16 protein-coding genes are annotated in these 19577 nt (G+C 71.8%); 12 read left to right on the plus strand and 4 right to left on the minus strand.

Translation table 11 applies throughout. The features are described from left to right. Genes BZY54_RS31710 through BZY54_RS31740 form a run of 7 tightly spaced genes read left to right on the plus strand, consistent with a single transcriptional unit; the run spans position 1 to position 7399 of the window. Positions 1-957, plus strand: coding sequence for an isocitrate lyase/PEP mutase family protein (locus BZY54_RS31710; protein ID WP_086728758.1), 957 nt, complete (start codon positions 1-3; stop codon positions 955-957). Next, positions 954-2384: an FAD-dependent oxidoreductase gene (locus BZY54_RS31715; protein ID WP_086728759.1), complete on the plus strand. Its 1431-nt coding sequence runs from the start codon at positions 954-956 to the stop codon at positions 2382-2384. The genes BZY54_RS31710 and BZY54_RS31715 overlap by 4 nt, the downstream gene beginning before the upstream one ends. After that, positions 2378-3148 (plus strand): SDR family NAD(P)-dependent oxidoreductase, encoded by a 771-nt coding sequence (locus tag BZY54_RS31720; protein ID WP_086728760.1) that lies wholly within the window; start codon positions 2378-2380, stop codon positions 3146-3148. Before BZY54_RS31715 ends, BZY54_RS31720 begins: the two co-directional genes overlap by 7 nt. Positions 3149-3203: 55 nt before the next feature. After that, positions 3204-3794, plus strand: a complete 591-nt coding sequence (locus BZY54_RS31725; RefSeq protein WP_086728761.1) for a cysteine hydrolase family protein — start codon at positions 3204-3206, stop codon at positions 3792-3794. Further along, positions 3791-5245 (plus strand): FAD-dependent oxidoreductase, encoded by a 1455-nt coding sequence (locus tag BZY54_RS31730; RefSeq protein ID WP_086728762.1) that lies wholly within the window; start codon positions 3791-3793, stop codon positions 5243-5245. Before BZY54_RS31725 ends, BZY54_RS31730 begins: the two co-directional genes overlap by 4 nt. 1 nt (position 5246) lies before the next feature. Beyond that, a complete protein-coding gene (locus BZY54_RS31735; RefSeq protein ID WP_086728763.1) occupies positions 5247-6059 on the plus strand; it encodes an aspartate/glutamate racemase family protein in 813 nt (270 codons plus the stop codon). A 2-nt stretch (positions 6060-6061) separates the two neighbouring features. After that, the gene (locus BZY54_RS31740; protein ID WP_086728764.1) at positions 6062-7399 is read left to right on the plus strand and encodes an FAD-dependent oxidoreductase; all 1338 of its coding nucleotides are present in this window, start codon (positions 6062-6064) and stop codon (positions 7397-7399) included. Positions 7400-7402: 3 nt separating this feature from the next. On the opposite strand, the gene BZY54_RS31745 is transcribed toward BZY54_RS31740, so the two are convergent. After that, complete coding sequence (locus BZY54_RS31745; protein WP_086728765.1) at positions 7403-8653, minus strand: flavin reductase family protein; 1251 nt, start codon at positions 8651-8653, stop codon at positions 7403-7405. 209 nt (positions 8654-8862) lie between these two features. Here BZY54_RS31745 and BZY54_RS31750 point away from each other — a divergent pair, with 209 nt between their 5' ends. From BZY54_RS31750 to BZY54_RS31765, 4 genes are all read left to right on the plus strand, one after another. After that, positions 8863-9498 carry a TetR/AcrR family transcriptional regulator gene (locus BZY54_RS31750; protein ID WP_086728766.1) on the plus strand — a complete coding sequence of 212 codons (636 nt, stop codon included), beginning with the start codon at positions 8863-8865 and terminating at the stop codon, positions 9496-9498. Next, positions 9495-10139 carry a TetR/AcrR family transcriptional regulator gene (locus tag BZY54_RS31755; RefSeq protein WP_086728767.1) on the plus strand — a complete coding sequence of 215 codons (645 nt, stop codon included), beginning with the start codon at positions 9495-9497 and terminating at the stop codon, positions 10137-10139. The genes BZY54_RS31750 and BZY54_RS31755 overlap by 4 nt, the downstream gene beginning before the upstream one ends. Before the next feature lie 244 nt (positions 10140-10383). Then, positions 10384-11118, plus strand: coding sequence for a winged helix-turn-helix domain-containing protein (locus tag BZY54_RS31760; RefSeq protein ID WP_086728768.1), 735 nt, complete (start codon positions 10384-10386; stop codon positions 11116-11118). Continuing rightward, positions 11118-13646, plus strand: a complete 2529-nt coding sequence (locus BZY54_RS31765; protein ID WP_086728769.1) for an ABC transporter permease — start codon at positions 11118-11120, stop codon at positions 13644-13646. Before BZY54_RS31760 ends, BZY54_RS31765 begins: the two co-directional genes overlap by 1 nt. Positions 13647-13861: 215 nt before the next feature. Here BZY54_RS31765 and BZY54_RS31770 read toward each other — a convergent pair whose 3' ends face one another. From BZY54_RS31770 to BZY54_RS31780, 3 genes are all read right to left on the minus strand, one after another. Then, positions 13862-15268 (minus strand): FG-GAP-like repeat-containing protein, encoded by a 1407-nt coding sequence (locus tag BZY54_RS31770; RefSeq protein ID WP_086728770.1) that lies wholly within the window; start codon positions 15266-15268, stop codon positions 13862-13864. A gap of 281 nt (positions 15269-15549) precedes the next feature. Continuing rightward, positions 15550-16194, minus strand: coding sequence for a protein-L-isoaspartate(D-aspartate) O-methyltransferase (locus BZY54_RS31775; protein WP_086728771.1), 645 nt, complete (start codon positions 16192-16194; stop codon positions 15550-15552). 217 nt (positions 16195-16411) lie between these two features. Beyond that, positions 16412-17551: a site-2 protease family protein gene (locus BZY54_RS31780; protein ID WP_086728772.1), complete on the minus strand. Its 1140-nt coding sequence runs from the start codon at positions 17549-17551 to the stop codon at positions 16412-16414. A 1392-nt stretch (positions 17552-18943) separates the two neighbouring features. On the opposite strand from BZY54_RS31780, the gene BZY54_RS31790 reads away from it, so the two are divergent. After that, positions 18944-19417: a hypothetical protein gene (locus BZY54_RS31790; RefSeq protein ID WP_086728774.1), complete on the plus strand. Its 474-nt coding sequence runs from the start codon at positions 18944-18946 to the stop codon at positions 19415-19417. Positions 19418-19577: the final 160 nt, after the last annotated feature.

Raw genomic sequence — 19577 nt, forward strand, 5'->3', positions numbered from 1 at the left:
ATGACCAGCACCACTGCGCCCTTCCCGGACGCAGGCGCGCTGACCGGGGTCGGCCCCGCGCCGACCCCGGCTGCGCGGCGCGCCCGGCTCCGGTCCCTCCTCACCGACCCCGCGACCGGTCCGCTCGTCCTGCCCGGGGTCACCGACGCGCTCGGGGCCCGCCTCGTCGAGTCGGCCGGCTTCGAGGCCGCCTACGCCACGGGCGCCGGCCTTGCGAACGCCCAGTTCGGCATACCGGACATCGGCCTCCTCTCCCTCGGTGAGGTCGTCGCCCACACCGACCGGATCGCGTCCGCGACGAGTCTGCCGCTCGTCGTCGACGCCGACACGGGCTTCGGCGGGCCGGTCACGGCGATGCGCGCGGTCCGGATGCTCGAACGGGCCGGGGCGGCCGCGATCCAGCTCGAGGACCAGGAGATGCCCAAGCGGTGCGGGCACTTCGACAGCCACACCCTCATCCCCGCCGAGCACATGACGGCCAAGCTCGTCGCCGTCCGGCAGGCGCTCGAGGACCCGGCGACGGTCATCGTCGCGCGGACCGACGCGCGCGGCGTCCTCGGCATCGACGAGGCGATCCGGCGCGCCTCCCGCTACGCCGGCGCAGGGGCCGACGTCCTCTTCGTCGAGGCGCCGCGCACCGTCGAGGAACTCGAGCGGGTCGGTCGCGAACTCGCCGGCATCCCCCTCGTCGTGAACGTCGTCGAGGGCGGCAAGACGCCCCAGCTCACCCTCGACGAGTACGCGGGCCTGGGCTTCCGCGTCGTCCTCCACGCGAACTTCCTCCTGCGCGCGGTCATCCGCGCCGGCACCGACGCCCTCGCCCACCTCCGCGAGACCGGGGAGACCGCCACGTACGCCGACCGCATCGCGACCTGGCAGGAGCGCCAGGATCTCTTCCACCTCCCGGAGTTCAGCGCCGCCCAGGCCCACTTCGACGCGGTCGGGGTCCGGTCGTGAGCCCCGAACCCGGTCTCCCGTCCGAGGGCCTGCCGGTCGAGACAGAGCTGCCCTGCCGGGTCGGCGTCCTCGTCCTCGGCGGGGGCCTCGCGGGTGCGGCCGCCCTGCTCGCGGCCGCACAGGCGGGTGCGTACGCCGTTCTCCTCGAGAAGGCGGACGCCTTCGGCGGCTCGACCGTGCGGTCGGCCGGGCTCTCGGCGTTCGCGGGGACCGACGAGCAGACCGAGCAGGGCATCACCGACTCGGTCGACCTCCTGCGTGAGGACGTCCTCACGACGGGCGGCCGCGTCAACGACCCCGCTCTCGTCGACCTCTACTGCGAGCACCAACTCGACACCTACCGCTGGCTCAAGGGGCTCGGCGTCCGCTACGGCCACATCCACGCGGCCGCCGGGCAGAGCGTGCCGAGGTCGCACCCGACCGACACGACCGCGATGCTCCGGGCGATCTTCACGGCCGCCGGCCGGCTCGGTGCGCGCCTCGTGACCGGCGCCGACGCGCGACGACTCCGCCGGGAGAACGGCCGGGTCGTCGGCGTCGAGATCGAGCGCGGCGGCGAGCGCCACGAGGTTCGGGCCGACGCCGTCGTCCTGGCGACCGGCGGCTTCTCCCGCGACCGGGAGATGCTGACCCGCTTCGCGCCGCTCATGGAGGAGGCACTCCTCGCCGGAGGAGCCGAGAACCACGGCGACGGCCTGCTCATGGCCTGGCAGCTCGGCGCGGGCATGCGTGACCTGCCCTACGTCAAGGGGACGTACGGGATCTACCACGAGCCGCACCCGGGCGAGGACGGCACGGGGATCCTCGCCGTCTACAAGGGCGCGATCGCCGTCAACCGCGCCGGGCACCGCTTCGTCGACGAGTCGATCCCCTACAAGGCGCTCGGTGACGCGAGCCTCGCCCAGCCGACGGCCCGTACCTGGCAGGTCTTCGACGCGACGACGATGGCCCAGACGAACGACGAGGTCCCGATCTACGACTTCGGCGACCGGCTGCGGGCCGGGATGCTCGAAACGGCCGGCACGATCGAGGAGCTGGCCGCCAAGCTGGGGACCGAGCCCGGCGTCCTCGAGGCGACGGTGGCGGAGTACAACGACCGGATCGCGCGTGGCGAGCCGGACCCGTTCGGCCGGGTCCACCTCGTCGGCGGTGTCGGTGAGCGCCGCCCGATCCAGACCCCGCCGTTCTACGCCCAGCTGTCGGGGACGGTCGTCCTCGCGACGTACTGCGGCGTCACGGTCGACCCGGCGATGCGGGTCCTCGACGTCTTCGGCGAGCCGATCCCTCGCCTCTACGCCGCCGGCGAGCTCGTCGGAGGCTTCCACGGGGCCGGATACATGACCGGCACCTCGATCGGGAAGTCCGCGGTCTTCGGCCGGATCGCGGGCACGTCTGCAGCGGCCGAGGAGAGCGAGCTGGAGTGGTGAGCACCCTGTTCGACCTGACGGGCAAGGTCACGCTCGTCATCGGGGCCGCGGCCGGAGGGCTCGGTGCCGCGGCCGCCCGTGGGCTCTTCGGCCACGGGGCGACCGTCGCCCTCGCCGACCTCGAGGCGCAGCAGGACGCTCTCGCCGGGACCGCCCGGGCCTGCGGTGACGCCTCGTGCCACGCCGTCGACGTCACCTCCGAGGCGTCCGTCCACGCACTCGCGGACGCCGTCGTCACCACGCACGGCCGGATCGACGTCGTCGTCAACGCCGCCGGTGTCATGCTCCGCAAGGAGGTCGAGCAGACCACCCTGGAGGAGTTCGAACGCGTCGTCCGGGTCAACCTGACCGGCACCTGGCTCGTGGGCCGCGAGTTCGGTCCCCGGCTCGCAGCGGCCGGCGGCGGCCGGATCGTCAACCTCACCACCGTCTACGCCGAGCGCGTCGGCCCCGTCCCCGAGAGCGCCTACTACGCCAGCAAGGCCGGCGTCGCCAACGTGACGCGCTCCCTGGCCGCCGAGCTCGGACGCTCCGGCGTGAACGTCAACGCGCTCGCCCCGGCCGTCTTCTACCCGACGGCGATGACCGCGCCGCTGGCGCAGACCCCGGACCGGCTCACGTGGTTCGAGCAGCGGACCATGCTCGGCCGGCTCGGCGACCCCGTCACCGACCTCGCCGGGCCGGTCGTCTTCCTCGCCTCCGACGCCTCGGCCTACGTGACCGGCCAGGTCCTCTACGCCGACGGCGGCTGGTCCGCTTGGTGACCGTCGCTCCCCCAGCCACCGCCCGTCCATCCTCACCCGACTCCAGGATCACTCGATGACCCGCACCGCACTGCTCCTGCTCGACTACCAGGTCGCCCTCGCCAAGGAGGGGACCCTGTGCCTCGCTCCCCCGCTCGCCGCAGCCGTCCGTGAGCGCGGCGTCCTCAAGACGGCCCGCCGGGTTCTCGACGCCGCCCGGTCCGCGCGGATACCCGTCTTCCACATCCGGCTCGCCTTCGACGCGACGTACGGCCTGCGCACGAACCGCCTCGCACGCTTCGACGGCTACGGGGCGAATCGCACGATGCTCCGGGACTCGCCGCAAGCGCAGATCGTCGACGAACTCGCACCGGCCGACGGTGAGCCCGTCGTCGACAAGGGTTGTGTCAACCCGTTCATCGGGACGCCGCTCCGCGACGTACTGGCGGCCGAGGGCGTCGGGCACGTCGTCCTCGGCGGGATCGCGACACACCTCGTCGTCGAGTCAGCCGCCCGGCACGCCTCCGACTCCGGTCTTCAGGTCACGGTCGTCGAGGACATGTGCGCGGCCCCGGCGCCCGCTCTGCACGAGCACGCCGTCACCACGACCCTTCCACTCTTCGGCTCGGTCTCCTCGGCCGACGACATCATCGGGAGCTGGGCATGAGCACCATGGAAAAGACGTACGACGTCGTCGTCGCCGGGAGCGGCATCGCCGGCCTCAGCGCCGCGATCAGCGCCCGGGAGTCCGGGGCGCGCGTCGCGCTCCTCGACCGCGCGACCGAGAAGGAGAGCGGCGGCAACACCCGTTACACCGAGGCGTATCTGCGGATGAAGTCGCTCGACGAGGTCGCCGACGGCCTCGCCGAGGCGATCGTCGACGACTTCATGGGCCACCCGGACCCGGGCATCACCGCCGACTCGGGTCTGGAATGGCGGCGCCGCGACCCGCTCCTGCGCGCCCACCCCGTCGTCGACCTCGACTACGTCGCCGCGTTCGCCGACAACGCGGGACCGACGCTGCGTTGGCTCGAGAGTCACGGCATCTCCTTCGCCGAGCTGCCGACGCTCTTCCTCACCGTCTCGACGACCCGCCTCGCGCCGGTCGGCGGCGGGCTCGCGCTGGTGGAGGCGCTCGGCCGCAAGGCCGTCGAGCTCGGTGTCGACCGGTTCCACGAGACGACGGCCCGCGACCTCGTCGTCGCCGATACCGGTGAGGTGACCGGCCTCGTCGCGACCGGCGCCACCGGGGCCAGGGTCGTCTTCTCCGGCCAGGTCGTCCTCGCCTGCGGCGGCTACGAGGGCAACGCCGAGATGATGGCCCGCTACCACGGCGACAGGGGCATGACCTGCCGGCCCGTCGCCCGCGGCGGCAACTACAACAAGGGTGAGGGCATCCAGATGGCGATCGCCGCCGGCGCCGCGACCGCCGGCAACTTCAGCCTCTTCCACGCCGAGCCGGTCGACCCGCGCTCCGGGGACCCGGAGGCGGCGATCATGGCCTTCACCTACGGCGTCCTCGTCAACGTCGAGGGACGTCGGTTCGTCGACGAGGCCCGAGGCCCGGTCGACGCGTGGTACGAGCGGACGACCCGTGACATCCAGGCGCAGCCGAGAGGCATGGCGTGGATGGTCCTCGACGTCTCCGGCCTGGCGATCCCCAACCTCAAGACCGCGATCCGCACCGAGGAGAAGCCGGTCCGGGGCGACTCGATCGCGTCACTCGCGCAGGCGATCGACGTCGACCCGGGCGTCCTCGCCGACACGATCGAGGCGTACAACGCGGCCTGCCCCGACGGCGAGTGGGACCCGACCCGGCCCGACGGACTGGCGACGAGCGGTGTCACGCCGCCGAAGTCGAACTGGGCCCGGCCCATCTCCCAGGGACCTTTCGTCGCCTACCCCGTCATGGCCGCGAACGTCTTCACCTTCGGCGGGCTCAAGGTCGACGCGTCCTCGCGTGTCGTGGACCAGGACGGCCGGATCATCCCGGGGCTCTACGCCGCGGGCGAGATCACGGGCCTGTACTACTCGAACTACACCGGCTCGACCTCGGTCCTGCGCGGTGCTACGTTCGGGAAGATCGCGGGCGCCCACGCCGCCACGAGGACGGTCTGACATGCGGATCTGGCACCAGTCCTTCACGGTTCTCGACGACGTCCCGCACTACCGGGACGCCCTGGCGCGGCACCTCGGGGCGGTCGCCGCGCCGGAGACGGAGGTCGTCCTCCACGGAATGGCGCCCGGCACCTACCCGAGCGACTATCCGGGGACGCACATCCGGTACGCCTACCTGTCCGGGCTGCACAAGGAGCAGTTCGTCCACGCGGCCCTCCGCGCCCAGGACGAGGGCTTCGACGCGTTCCTCATCGCGACGATCCCCGACACCGCGTACGAGGAGTGCCGCAGCCTCGTCGACATCCCCGTCGTGACGCTCGGGCAGACCTCGGTCCTCCTCGCCGCGACCCTCGGCGGCACGGTCGGGATCGTCAACTTCATCGGCGCCCTCGAGCCGCAACTCCGCCGGAACATGCAGATCTACGGCCTGGACCGGATCGTCGGGCCGATCCGCCAGGTCGCCGCGGAGTTCACCGACGTCATGGCCGCGTACGCCTCCCCGGACGGTCTGCTCGCGGCGTTCGCCGAGGCGGCCCGCGAGGCGATCGCGGCCGGCGCGACCGTCATCGTGCCCGGGGAGGGGCCACTCAACGTCTTCCTCGCCGACCACGGTGTGAGCCGTGTCGGCGACGTTCCCGTCCTCGACTCCCTCGGGACCTGCCTCCAGGTCGCCCAGATGCGCGCGCGGCAGTACCGCGGCGCCGGGCTCGTCGCCTCCCGCGCCGGCTTCCACCACGAGCGGCCGCCGCGCGAACTCGTGGACCGGGCACGGAGCTTCTACGGGACGAGCCGCGTCGCGGCGGAGGGGAGCTGACCGTGGCAGAGGATTTCGAGGTCGACGTCGTCTGCGCCGGGGCGGGAGCCTGCGGCCTGCTCGCCGGGCTCCGTGCGTCGGAGAACCCCGCGCTCGTCGTCGCCGTCCTCGAGAAGAGCACACGCGAGGGCTGCAACGCGCAGGTGTCGAGCGGCAGCCTCGCCGCCGGGGGCACCCGCTTCCAGGCCGCCGCGGGGATCGAGGACTCACCCGCCCGGCACGCGGCGGACATTCTCGCCGAGAACGGCGACGAGCGGCACCGCCCTCTCATCGAGGCGCTGACCGCGGTCGCACCCCGCTACGTCCACTGGATCGCCGACGACCTCGGCTACCCGCTGGAGGTCGGGGTCGACATGACCCGGCATGGGATCTCCGTGCCCCGCCTCCACGCGGATCCGCTGCGCCGCGGTGGCGGTCCGCTCGTCAGCCACCTCCGCAGGATCCTTGCCGAACGCCCGAACGTAGCCCTCCTCGACGAGGCACCGGTCACCGGGCTGCGGGTCGAGGGCTCGGGACCGGATGCCCGGGTCGTCGGGGTGACCGCCCGCCAGAGCGGGGCCGACCTGACCGTCTCCGCGCGGACGACGGTCCTCGCCACGGACGGCTTCGCCGGCAACCGGGCCCTCATGCGCGAGTTCTGCGCCGAACTCGGCGACCCGTTCCACGGGGGCGTGAGCACCGCGACCGGGGACGCCGTCGCGTGGCTGCGCGACCTCGGCGCCGAGTTCCGCAACATGGGCGCATGCCTGCGCCATGGCCAGGTCACGCTCCACGGGACCCGGGTCAACCCGAACCTTCCATGGCTCGGCGCCGTCCTCGTCAACACCCGCGGCGAGCGGTTCGTCGACGAGCAGGCGTACGGTTACTCGGGGCTCGCGCCGCACGTGGCCGCCCAGCCGAACGAGCGTGCCCTCATGGTCTGGGACGACGAAGCCGACCTCGTGGCCTCGCACTCGGAGATGATGCGCGACTCGGCGAAGGCCGGGGCCCTCGGCAGCGCTCCGGACGTCGTCACTCTGGCCGAAGAGGCAGGCATGGAACCGCTCCTCCTCGACCGCGCCCTGGAGCCGGTCTCCGGCCGTCGTCGTCTCGTCGCCCCGTTCCACTACGCCTGGCTGACCCACGGCGTCCTCACGACCCAGGGCGGTGCCGCGATCGACACCCACGGCCGGGTACTCCGGAGGGACGGCTCGACCGTCGCCGGTCTGCGCGCGGGCGGCGGGACGGCCGTCGGCCTCGCGGGGCCGGACTCCTCCGGCTACAGCTCGGGCAACGGCCTGCTCGCCGCGATGGGCATGGGCTGGATCGTCGGCAACGACCTCGCCGCCGGCCTCACCTGACGCTCACATGAGGTAGTCGCCGGTCGTCGCCTGCCATGCGGCGTACTGGTCGCCCGCCCGCGTCCCGAGGCTGCGCGAGATCCTGGCCGCGGCCTCCTTGAGGGACACGACCCACCGGCGCACCTGGTGCGCGTCCGCCCCTCGGGGCAGCTGGCCGAGCCGGAGGCACAGCGCGACCGAGCCGTCCGGGCCGAGGACGGGTCCGACGATCGTGCCGAGATCGTAGGTCTCGCCATCGACGATCTCGCACGTCTCGTAGAACGCGGAGGCGCCGGAGATCACGGCCCGAACGGCGCGCTCGCGGGCCGGCGTCAGCTCACCCGCGGCGTACTCCCGCATCGCCTCGGTGAGGTCCGCGTACCGCGGACCGCCCTCGGGCGGGATCCGGGACATCGCGTAGCCGAGCTCGTGGACCGTCTTCAGGCGGTGGCGGTACTTCTCGACGACCTCGGGCTCCTGCGAGGGCGCGCGCCGCAACCACGCCTCGACGGTCGCCTCGGGCGCCCACGCGATGTACGCCTCGCCCAGCGGGGGCATGAGCGGAACCCGCTGCCCGAGCTGCTCCTGCGGCCGGGCGCTGCCACCGAACGCGCTCACCGCCGTGGTGAGTTCGTGGTCGTTGACCGCGACGAGGAGGGCCGCCTCGCACCGGTGCTCGCGGGCGAGCCACTCGACCGCCGTCCGCCCGACGTCGGCGAGCCGGACCGCCTCGATGAGCTCGGCGTCGCCGCGCGCCGCGAGGCCGCGCGGCGAGAAGCCGCCGTAGCCGCCCTGGAAGAAGAGCAGCGGCGTCGCGGGCCGGGTCACCGCCATGTCCTGGACGCGGCACACGACGATGAGGTGGTCGCCTGCGGGGACGACCCGGTCGAGGGTGCAGTGGATGTGCGCGACGGCGCCGTCGAGGGCGGGCACGCCGTACGCCGATGGGAACCACGCGACGTCGTCGAACTTCCCCGGCCGCGGCACGGCCATCGTCCGGCACAGCTCGAGCTGGTCGTGCGCGAGGACATTGACGCAGAAGGTCCCCGCGTCGCGCATGAGGGCGAAGGTCCCCGACGTCGTCTTCGGCATGAAGGAGACGAGCGGCGGGTCGAGCGAGACCGACGTGAAGGTGCCGACCACCATGCCGACCGGCTCCCCCGACTCGGTCGTCCCGGTCACCACGGCCACGCCGGTGGGATAGTGGCCCATGACCTCCCGGTAGTGCGAGGGGTCGACGGTTCTCGGCTCGCCCGCCTGCTGGGAATCGGTCACGGCGTCACCTCACTGCTCAAGGACTCTGTAGTAGGCACTACAGCGAAAAGTAGAGTCTCTGGCGCCGCGGCGCAAGGTATCGCGTGCGCACAACGAGAATCAGCCGATATCCGGATCGCCGAGCAGGTAAGATCTTCCGGAGTCACTGTTACAGTGAAAGAAGCCCGGAGGTTTCGGCCCGGGCCCGGCAGCAGGGGGAGAGCAGAGCAGTGCCACGCAAGACCGACCGCCGTCACCGCCAGGGCGACGAGTCCCGGCGTGCCATCCTCGAGGCGACGCTCGAGATCGCGGCGCGCAACGGCTACGACGGGACGACGGTCGCCGCCGTGACCGAGGCGACGGGGCTGCCCGCGAGCTCGATCTATTGGCACTTCGGGAGCAAGGACGGCCTGCTCGCCGCGACCCTCGACTTCTCCTATCGGGAGTGGCGGGCGCTCGCCCCGACCTGGGCCGGCTCCGTCGAGACCGGCTCGGTCGCCGAGGAGGTCGAGACGAGGTTCCAGCGGGCCGCCGTCTCGCTCACGACCTCGCCGGAGTTCTGGTCCCTCGGGCTCCTGCTCACACTCCAGCAGCGGGTCAAGGAGCCGGCCGCGCGCCGCCTCTACGCCGAGGTCCGTCACGAGACCGAGACCGCGATCATGGAATGGTGGGTCCAGGTTCTGCGGCCCGAGGCGGTGACCGAGGACCCGCGACTGCCGCGGCGCCTCGCGCGGTTCCACATGATGCTCATGGACGGTCTCTTCATGCATGTGCGCTCGACCTCCGGCCGCGACGTCAAGCGCGTCGTCAGCCTCGCCGCCCGGGGCCTAGCGGAGCACCTCGTCCGGACTGGGGCAGCGGCATGAACGCGCGGCAGTCCGCGGCCGAGACCGAGTCGGTGTCCGAGGAAGGCGCCCCGAGCGCCCGGTCGGCCGACCGCATCCTCAGGGCGGCCGCCGAGCTGGCGAAGACCCACGGGGTGGCCGGCGCGACGATCGCGGCCGTCTGCCGGCGCTCGGGCCTGCCGGTCAGCTCGGTCTACTGGCACTTCGAGGACAAGGACGGGCTCTTCTCCGAGGTGATCCGGCACAGCTTCGCCGAGTGGCTCGTGACGGTGCCCCGGTGGGAGGCCGAGGACGGCACGACCCTCGGGCAGGGCGTCCGCAATGTCGTGGGCGCGTCGTACCGGACCCTCGGCATGATTCCCGACTTCATGCGCGTCGGGATGCAGGTCCTCCTCGAGAAGGGCGACACGTACGGCAAGACCCGCCGAGCGTTCCTCGACTGCCGGCTCCAGGTCCGACGCATGATCTCCGCCTGGGTCCGGCGGGTCGAACCGAGCGCGTCGGCGGACCGGGCCGACGACGTCGCAACCCTCGTCGTCGCCTTCGCCGACGGAGCGGCCGTCGGCTCGCAGATCTACCCCGACTGGGACTCCGAGGAGTACGTCGACCTCATGTCCGGCATGCTCACGTGTCTGCCACCGGACGACACGGCCGCGTACTGATCCGACGGGTGGCCGGTCCGTCTCCGGCGGCATCACCGTTCCACTTCGAAGTTCCGAAGAGGACCTGATGCTGTCCGTTGTCCGCCACTGACCTCTGGTCAACCCCCTGATCAGCCGCGGCGGATGCGTGCTCGCCGGGAACAGCGGCGACCGGCACCGATACCGGCGCGGTAGGGCTGACCCCCCACGAAGACGCCGGTCCGCAGCAGTGCACAGGTGCCTGTGCACAGACGACTGTGTAGGCATGCCACAGGAACCCGGCACCCCCGGACCACATGCGCCCGCTCGGCCGGCCCCGGCACTGCCGACCGAGCCGGTCGAACTCTCCGACCTCGCGACCCTCAAGGCGCTCTCGTACCCGCGTCGGCAGCGGATACTGCAACACCTCACCCGGCACGGCCCGGCCACCTCCGCGACGCTCGCCCGGGCCCTGGGGCTGAACACCGGCTCCACCAGCTACCACCTGCGCCAACTCGCGCGACACGGCTTCGTCGAGGAGACGACGAAGAAGCAGGCCACGCACGAGGCGGGCGGTGCCACCGGCCGGGAGCGCTGGTGGCGGGCGATACCGGGTGACCGGCGCTTCCCGCCGCGCAGTCGGCAGAGCCCTGAGATGCGGCTGGTCATGGACGAGCTCAACCACCGCGCCTACACGGCCGACCTGGAACTCTTCGAGCAGGCGCAGCAGGGCGGCGTCGGCGACGATCCCTGGGCGGACGCCTTCCCGTACTCGCGTGCCGGTATCCGGCTGACGTTGCCCGAACTGCGCATGCTCTTCGAGGAGTACATCGCCCTGCTCAACCGCTACAGGCGCCCCGAGACGAGCACCCCGCCCGATGCGCGCACCGTGCTGACCCGCTTTTTCGCCTTCCCCGCACCCGCCGCTGCCGACCTCGCGGGTCACGACGACCGCGACGGCCAAGGCCCCCACGCCACACACACCACGAACCCGCCCACAGCGAAGAGGAACGATCCCTGATGATGCTGCGCTACGCCCTGAAGTCGGTCCGTGCCCGCAAGGCCGCATTCATCGGCGCCTTCCTCGCCCTGATGTGCGCTGCCGCCCTGATCACCGCCTGCGGCACCCTCCTGGAGACCGGCCTGCGCGGCACGATCCGCACCGAGCGCTACGCCGCCACCCCCGTCCTGGTCTCGGCCGACCAGAACGTCCACCAGACCACCGTCAAGCACAAGAAGGGCAAGACCAAGATCAAGCACAAGGCGAAGCCCATCGCCGAACGCGCCTGGCTTCCGCAGAGTCTGGAAGGCACCCTCGCGCGCACTCCTGGTGTCGCCCGGGTCGTTCCCGAACTCACCTTCCTCGCCGAGCCGTTGACACCGGGCGGGACGGGTGACCGTACCGCCTACGGGCACGCCTGGGACTCCGCCGCCCTGACGCCGTACCGGCTGACCGAGGGCAGCGCACCGAAGGCGGCGACCGACCTCGTCATCGACCCCTGGCTCGCGGCGCGGGACCACCTGAAGGTCGGTGACCGGCTCACCGTCCAGTCGACACAGGCCCCGCGCAGCTACCGGATCTCCGGAATCGCCGCCCCCGCCACGGACGTACGCCACCAGACATCGCTGTTCTTCTCCACCGCCGAGGCACGCCGGCTGGCCACGCACCCCGGGCAGGTCACCGCGTTCGGCCTGGTCCCCGACCGGGGAACGGACACCGGGCAGCTGCGCCAGGCCGTCGCGCGGGCGCTGCACGGCACCACCGCTCAGGCCGGCAGCGGGGACGGCCGCGGGCCGGTGGAGTTCCTCGACGCGGCCGCGGCGCGCACCATGCTGGTCAGCATGGGCGGGGCCATGGGCGGCACCTCGCTGCTCGTGGCGGTCCTCGTGGTCGTCGGCACCTTCGCGCTGACCGTCCAGCAGCGGTATCGCGAACTCGCCCTGCTCCGCGCCATCGCCGCCACCTCCGGTCAGATCCGCAAGCTGCTCGGCCGCGAGGCCCTGATCGTGGGCGCGGTCGCCGGTACCGCGGGTGGCCTGGCCGGACTGCCTCTGGGCAGCCGGCTGCACAGCAGGCTCGTCGGCATGGGCGCCATTCCCGCCACGCTCCAGCACACCGTGAGCGTGTTCCCGGTCTTCGCCGCCTTCGCCGCGACCCTGGCCGGTGCGTGGGCCGCCGCGCGGATCGCCTCCCGACGGATCGCCCGGATCCGACCGGCCGAGGCGCTCGCCGAGTCACGCACCGAGACCGCGCGGCCGCCGTGGGGACGTGTCCTCGCCGGGCTCCTGCTGCTGGCCGGCGGCACCGTCCTCGTCGTCGTCCTCGCCTCGCTTCGCACCGAGCCCGCCTCCACGCCCGTCACTTTCCTCGCAGTCGTCGTGCTGGCCGGCGCCGTCGCCCTGCTGGGGCCGCTCCTGGTCAAGGCGGCCACGCTGCTCCTCGGCGGCCCGCTGCGGCTCACCGGACCGGGCGGCCGGCTGGCCAGAGCCAACCTGCGCGGCAACGCTGTCCGCATGGCCTCCGTCGTCACCCCGCTCACCCTCCTCATCGGCATGACCTGCACGGTCCTGTTCGTCCAGCCCACCCTCGGCAACGCCGCCCGCGCCCAGGCACGTGAGGGCGTGCACGCCGACTGGGTCGTCCTCGCGGCCGGACCGGGCGTCCCCGCCGAGGCCGCGCGGAAACTCCGTACCCAGCACGACGTGGCCACCGAAGTGGTGCGCACGACCGTCCGGGTCGGCCTCGACAAGTACGCGGCACAGGGCGTCACCCCAGCGGGGCTCACCCGCACCTGGGACCCGGGCGTCACCGCCGGCTCACTCGACCGGCTCACCGAGCACACCGTGGCCCTCAGCCAACTGGCCGCCGATCAACTCCACCTGAAGCCCGGCAACACCCTGAAGCTCACACTCGGCGACGGCACGCCCGCCACACTGACCGTCGCAGCCGTCTACGCCAAGGGGCTCGGCTTCGGAGACCTCACCCTCGCGCATGACCTGGTCGCACGCCACGTCGACAATCCACTCGCCACCTCCGTCCTCGTCGGCACGCCCCGGACACAGACACAACTCGCGACCGCTCTGCGCGAGTTCCCGGGCGTCCGCGTCGTCTCCCCGCAGGACGCCGACCATCTCCAGGCGGACCGGCAACAGGCGAACGCGGAGGCCAACTACCTCGCCATGGGTCTCGTCCTGGCCTTCACGGCCATCGCAGCCGTCAACACGCTCGCCATGTCGGTCTCCGAACGAGTACGGGAGTTCGCGCTGCTGCGCCTCGCGGGCGCCACCCGCCGGCAGGTGCTGCGCATGCTGCGCACCGAGGCGCTGTCGGTGCTGCTTCTGTCCACCGGACTCGGCAGCGGCATCGCCCTCGCCATCCTGACCGCGTTCAGCATCGGCATGACCGGCCACGCCGCCCCGGCCGTGACTCCGTTGCTCTATGTCGCCGTCGTGGCGGTCGCCGGACTCCTCGCCCTCGTCGCCACCGCCCTGCCAGGACGCGCGGCCCTCGGGGTACGGGCGGTGACGGTAGCCACCGCCACGGAGTAGCCCCGGGAAGCCGACGGGCGGCCATGGAACACGCAGTGCCAGCTCACCTCCGTGACACCACCGAGGCCGCCAGGTGCGATCACCGGCACGCTACGCCGGCTCCGGACGCTCAACGATCCCCACACGCGCAGACTGTCGATGAGCCGCCGCAGCAGGACGGCCCCGGCCGGGTGGCCGGGGCCGTCTGCGGTGCGGACGACGTCAGGGGCGGGGTGTCAGCCGGCAAGCGGGGTGCCGAAGCCGGAGGCGCCGGCCGGCGGGCCGAAGTAGGCGGAGCCGGTGCTGGTGAGGTTGTTGGCGGTGCCGGGGAAGGCCCAGACCAACCCGGTCCCGTTCTCGCCCGAGGCGGTGGCTGCCAGGTCCGCCCGGCCGTCGTGGTTGAAGTCGCTGAGCTGGAGCTGGGATCCGAAGCGGTCGCCGGACTCGGCGTGCCCCGGAACGCCCTTGCTGTCCTGGCTGAAGGTCTGGGTGCGGGCGGTGTTGATGCCCTTGGCCGAACCGTGCAGCAGGGTGATGTTGCCGGCGTCCCGGATGGAGGCGTTGGTGCCCAGGCGCTCGGTCGGGTTGCCGACCAGCAGGTCGGCGTAGGTGTCGCCGTCGACGTCGCCGAAGGCGAGGGAGGCGCCGAAGCTGTCCCACGCGTCGTTGTCGCCCGCGACGCCCGGGGTCGCCTCGTTGATGGCGACCGGCTTGCGGGTGGCGCCGAGGGGGCCACCGGCCTCCCCGTAGAAGATGCTGACGCCCTTCCCGGCGGAGAGGGCCAGGTCGGCGCGGCCGTCGTGGTCGATGTCCCCGGTCGCCAGGGGCACCCGGTTGCCCGCGGCGTATGTGATCGGCAGGGTGCCGGCGTCCACCAGGCCGCGGGACGTGCTGTGGAGGTAGTGCAGCCGGAGGTCGTCCGGGTCGGAGTCGATCTCCGGAGGGACAGTCGCTGCGTAGACGACGTCGCTGCGACCGTCGCCGTCGAAATCGCCCACGGTGAAGTGGTCGATCCAGACGCTGCTGCCCGGCGAGACGGTCGAGACCGCCCCGGTACCCGCGGCCCGGGTGATCGGCCCGAGTACCACCCGCAGTCGCCCGGTGACGGTGAAGGCGAGGTCGGTGCGGCCGTCGTGGTTGAAGTCGCCGGTGTGGACCTCCTGGGCCGCGGGCCCGTACGGGGTTCCGGACTTGAGACCGCCCGTCAGGGTGGTGCCGCCGGTGAGGCCCCCTCTCCCGCCCCACAGCACGACGAGGTCGCCCTGCGGGAACTCGCTGGTTCCGATCTTCTCGCCGGGTACGCCCACGACGAGGTCGCTGTACCCGTCGTGGTCCATGTCCCCGACCGCCAGCGCGGCGCCGAACTTGTCACCGGTCTCGTTGCTGCCGGGCACACCCGGCGAGTTCTGATCGATGGTGACGCGCTTGCCGCCGGGCAGTCCCTTGGCGGATCCGTAGATCACAGTGACCCGCCCGGCGCCGCCGCCGGATCCTATGGCGAGGTCTCGGTAGCCGTCCCCGTTGAAGTCGCCTAGGAGGCCGGAGCCCGCGGCCGATGCCGGCTGGGGAAGCACACCCAGTGCCCCGACCGCCAGGGCGCCGGTGGCCGCGACTGCCAGCACGGACGATATGCGTTTGCGCATGCGGTGTTGTCCTGTTCCCGGGTGTCGGATGTCTGTATGGGTGATGACTCGCGACAGGCGGTACTGGTTGTGGCCCGTTCGGTGCGAATCTGCCCTGGGACAACGGATTCCGCTGCGGCCTGAGCGCTCCCCGGGCGGCCGATACTCCAGTGCCGCAGCCGTGGATCGTGCGGCAGCCCGGCCGCTGCGACCGGGACCGGCCTGCGCAGGGGTTGGAAAACCCTCGGTGATACCGGGTCGCACAGACCTCGTCTCGCAAGATCGACCGTGGTGCCGCCGGGTCAGGAAGGGAAGCCGTAGCGCCCCTGCAGCCGGACGAAATGCGCGGGCGTGAGGATCCGCCCGGAGTCCAGTCCCGTCGCCGTGCGCAGGAAGGAGACCACCTGTTCCCGGCCGCCCGGCCCGATGGGCTGTACCAGGCGGCCGCCGACGCGCAGTTGTTCGGCCAGCGGCGCGGGTACCTCCGGAAACGCGGCGGACACGATGACCGCGTCGTACGGGGCGCGGTCCGGCACTCCGCCGCTGCCGTCCCCGATGCGCGGCTCGACGTTCCCGACCCCCTGCCGGGCGAGGTTGCGCCGTGCCTGCGCTGCGATGTCCGGCCGCATCTCTATGGTCACCACGTCGGCGGCCACCCTGGCCAGTAGCGCGGTCTGGAAGCCGAGACCGGTACCGATCTCCAGGACGTGCTCGTACCCGCTCAGACCGAGGCCCTCGATCATCATGGCTGAAAGCGAGGGTTGCGTGGTCACCTGCGCGTGCCCGATCGGAATAGGTACGTCGCGGTAGGCATCCGATCGGTACCCGGTGGGGACGAATGCCGCCCGGGGCGTCGCTCGTACGGCCTGGAGCAGACGCTCGTCGCTGATGCCGGCCTCTCGGACGGCCCTCACGAGGTCCTCGGGTGCAGGGGCGGCTTCGATCATGTCCGCTGCTCTCCGTGCGATGGCCGGAGGGTGAGTGTGCCGTCGGGCTCACCATCGACGACGTCCCGGCCCTGGACGGCCCTGTTCCCGGACATTCTCCCACGCCCGCAGCGGGCACGAGGTGCATCCCGATGCGCTCACGGGGTGGGCTCAGGGAGCCATGCTGACCGTCCTCACATGTGCTGGTCCGGATTCTCCGACCGCGGCGTTCCCTCCTTCACTCAGGGGGCTCGCTGTGAGCCGACGGTTCCCGGGAGCGCCGGCGAGACCGGTCGATGTCGTGCGCCGTGATGATCCCGCCGAGCCGGCCGTCATCCATGACCAGGATGGGCAGCCCGCCCTCGGCGCCAAGGCGCTCCAGGACGGAGTTCAGCGGCTCGTCCGGTGTGGCGAGTGTGCACCGGGACAGCGGGGTTGCCACGTCCCGTGCACGCAGCCACTCCCGCTGCCCGGGCGGCACGGCGACCAGTCGGCGCAGCCGCACGACGCCGCTGGGGTGGCCGTCGAAGTCCAGCACCGGCAGCACCGCGTGACCGGATTGGCCGGCCACCTCGGACAGGAAGCGGCCTACAGTCACCCAGTCCGGTCCGGTGACGACCGGCGTGGTCATCGCCTGGCCCACCTGCACGCCACGCAGGGCCGTGACCAGCTCGGCCCACCGCCGTTCGGCCGCGGAGGTACCGGACACGAACAGGCCGATGACCATCAGCCACAGTCCACCGGTCATGCCCCTCAAGAAGACCAGCCACCCCACCGCGGCCAGAGCCATGCCCATGACCTGCCCGCTGCGCCCGGCCGCCCGCTGGGCCCGCTCGCGGTCGCCCGTACGCCACCAGACCACGGCCTGAAGCAGCCGCCCTCCGTCCAAGGGTGCGGCGGGCAGCAGGTTGAAGACACCCAGCAGCAGGTTCGTGCCCCCGAGCCAGGCCAGTACGGCAACCGGGACTCGCCATCTCAGCGTCGTCTCCACCCCGGCCGCCGCGCCCAGCGAGATACCGCCGAGCAGCAGGCTGGCGACCGGCCCGCTGACGGCGACGCTGAACGCCGTCCGGGCGGTTGTCGGCCGATCCATCCGGGTCAGCCCACCCAGCGCCCACAGCGTCACATCCCGCACGGAGATCCCGGCCCTGCCGGCCATCAGTGCATGCGCTGCCTCATGCACCACCAGACTCGCCAGCAACAGCAGGGCACCGACGACGCCGGCGACCGCGTACACCGCTGCCGCCAGGCCCGGCGCATAGCCGGGCAGCGTCCAGACGGCCAGGCTGTACGCGAAGAAGAGCAGGACGAGCGGCACGCTCCAGTGAGCCCGAATCGCCAGTCCTCGAATGCTTCCGAGCCGGATCGAACCCTTCATCCCCATCACCGCCGCCAGGTCACACCCCCTTTCTCCATGGTCCGCCACAGACGCCACGAGAGGAAACATTCGACGACGAATTCGGAGAACCCGATCACTCTCCGCTGACCAACTCATGGGCCCTGAATGTCACTCGTTCTTTCCGGCGCCCGCCGGCCGCGGAGGTGATGCCTTACGGAGAAATGCGTGCGCTGCCGGTCGGATCAATGGAAAATCTCCTGAGCGCTATCGGTGAGCAAGCCATCCAGGGGCTGTCTGCGCGGCATCGCTCCGGACGGCAGGCGGACCACGCCCAGCGCAATGCCGCGCAGGCCGCCGCAGTGGCCCGCGCGGAGCGGCGCAAGCGCGAGGCGGTGGCCGTCCGGCTCGGCCGAGCGTGGCCTACCCGGAGCGCCACGGGCCTGCCACAGTCACCAGGCTTGACCCTCGGCGCTCAGGCGAGCCGGCCCGCGCCGGTCAGTAGCGCTGCGGCGATCACCGTTGCCGTCAGACGCGCGACCATCGAGGTCCGATCCCAAACCGCGCTCTTGTGATGGACGGCGCCTCATCCCGCTGCGACGACGGGAGCCGGTGAGTCGGCAGCGGAGGCCGGACGGAAGCGAATGTTCCAGCTACTGCATTCCTCCGGCCGCGATTCTTGTCCGTCATCATCGCCGGCGTCCTGAAGAATGGTTACTTGTACCAAACACGGGAAATCGGTCTCCGGACTCTGGCACGCCCTTGACGCCGAAGCCCCCGAACCAGCCGAACCCGCCGAACGGCTTCTGCCTGCCATGGAGAAAAGCCCCCCACCCGCTCCCAGGAGAAGCAGCAGCGGACCGTTGTCCTGTCGTGGATTCACACTCGCGCTCCCGCCACCGCGCGGAGGGCGTCTCGGCGCCGTGTCCGGTGTCCGTGCGGCCGGCGTGGCGGCGTTCCCGACGTTCGGCTGCGACAGCTACACCTCGGATGTCTGCACGGTGAGGTGAGGCACTGGGCGATCGGCCTGCTCCACCGGGGCCGGACCGGGCCAACGACTCCTACCCGTCCCGGCGTTGGCCCGTCGCAGGCTTCGTCCGGAGCGGACCTCCAAGGGGCGACTCGTGGACGCCCCTCGCGCGGCGGGGAACGCCAGGAGAGTCCGGATTCAGCCGGTTGGCGGAGCGCTTCCCGGTCGCAGTGAGAGCCGGTCCTCTAGGGCTGACTGCATTCGACCACCTGCGGACCCGCATGCCGCCGGGTGCAGCGGCTCCCGTTGGCGCGGTCGACACGAGCGCGTTCGCCTGCTCCCCGGAGGCGGCCATCGGATTGCGGCGGGAGCGGCGTCCGCTTAGCTTCAGGGCGTCGGATTCTCCCGATAAAGCCAACATCCACATGTATGTCGGCTTTCTCATGGCATCGAATGGAGCATTCATGTCGGTGATGACCGGTACCCAACCCATGCAGCAGTTCGGCCAGCAGGCCGGCGGCCAGCAGCAGATCACTCAGGTGGTCCAGCAGGCGATCCAGCAGGCCTGTCAGCAGGCGAGCCAGCAGATCGCGCAGCGCATGCAGCAGACGCTGCAGCAGATCCAGCAGGTCCAGCAGCAGCTGCAGCAGCAGGGCATGGCCCACCAGGCTCACCCGTACCTCGCCGTCGCGCTGCACCACACGCTGCACGAGGGCATCCGGCACTCGGTGGAGCAGTCGGTGCAGCAGGCGCTGCCGATCGCGATCGTGACGCTGCTCCAGCAGAGCCAGCAGGGCCAGGGTCAGCAGGGTCAGCAGGGTCAGCAGCCGTGGGGTGGCGGGTACGGCCCGCAGTCGTTCGGTCAGCAGTTCCCGCAGTACCAGCAGCCGGGCTTCGGCTTCGGTCAGATGGGCGGCCAGCCGTTCGGCATGAGCTGACATACGGCGGCGCGCGATGCGGTGTGTCCAGGAGTTGGGTCCCGGGCGCACCGCATCACCGTGGAAGCGCAAGCCGCCCGTCACCGGATCAGGAGCAGAGAACTCAGGCGTGGTGAAGGTGGATGTAATGGTCAAGGAAAGGCCTGCAAACAACCGCGAG

It is taken from the genome of Streptomyces carpinensis (assembly GCF_002154505.1).
Taxonomy (GTDB): domain Bacteria; phylum Actinomycetota; class Actinomycetes; order Streptomycetales; family Streptomycetaceae; genus Streptomyces; species Streptomyces carpinensis.

Bases quoted from the DNA above. Each gene is read 5' to 3' on its own strand.
- BZY54_RS31775 (WP_086728771.1), bottom strand. From the start codon at position 16,194: ATGATCGAAGCCGCCCCTGCACCCGAGGACCTCGTGAGGGCCGTCCGA.
- BZY54_RS31765 (WP_086728769.1), top strand. From the start codon at position 11,118: ATGATGCTGCGCTACGCCCTGAAGTCGGTCCGTGCCCGCAAGGCCGCA.
- BZY54_RS31755 (WP_086728767.1), top strand. From the start codon at position 9,495: ATGAACGCGCGGCAGTCCGCGGCCGAGACCGAGTCGGTGTCCGAGGAA.
- BZY54_RS31710 (WP_086728758.1), top strand. From the start codon at position 1: ATGACCAGCACCACTGCGCCCTTCCCGGACGCAGGCGCGCTGACCGGG.
- BZY54_RS31790 (WP_086728774.1), top strand. From the start codon at position 18,944: ATGTCGGTGATGACCGGTACCCAACCCATGCAGCAGTTCGGCCAGCAG.
- BZY54_RS31780 (WP_086728772.1), bottom strand. From the start codon at position 17,551: ATGAAGGGTTCGATCCGGCTCGGAAGCATTCGAGGACTGGCGATTCGG.
- BZY54_RS31735 (WP_086728763.1), top strand. From the start codon at position 5,247: ATGCGGATCTGGCACCAGTCCTTCACGGTTCTCGACGACGTCCCGCAC.
- BZY54_RS31730 (WP_086728762.1), top strand. From the start codon at position 3,791: ATGAGCACCATGGAAAAGACGTACGACGTCGTCGTCGCCGGGAGCGGC.
- BZY54_RS31725 (WP_086728761.1), top strand. From the start codon at position 3,204: ATGACCCGCACCGCACTGCTCCTGCTCGACTACCAGGTCGCCCTCGCC.
- BZY54_RS31770 (WP_086728770.1), bottom strand. From the start codon at position 15,268: ATGCGCAAACGCATATCGTCCGTGCTGGCAGTCGCGGCCACCGGCGCC.
- BZY54_RS31760 (WP_086728768.1), top strand. From the start codon at position 10,384: ATGCCACAGGAACCCGGCACCCCCGGACCACATGCGCCCGCTCGGCCG.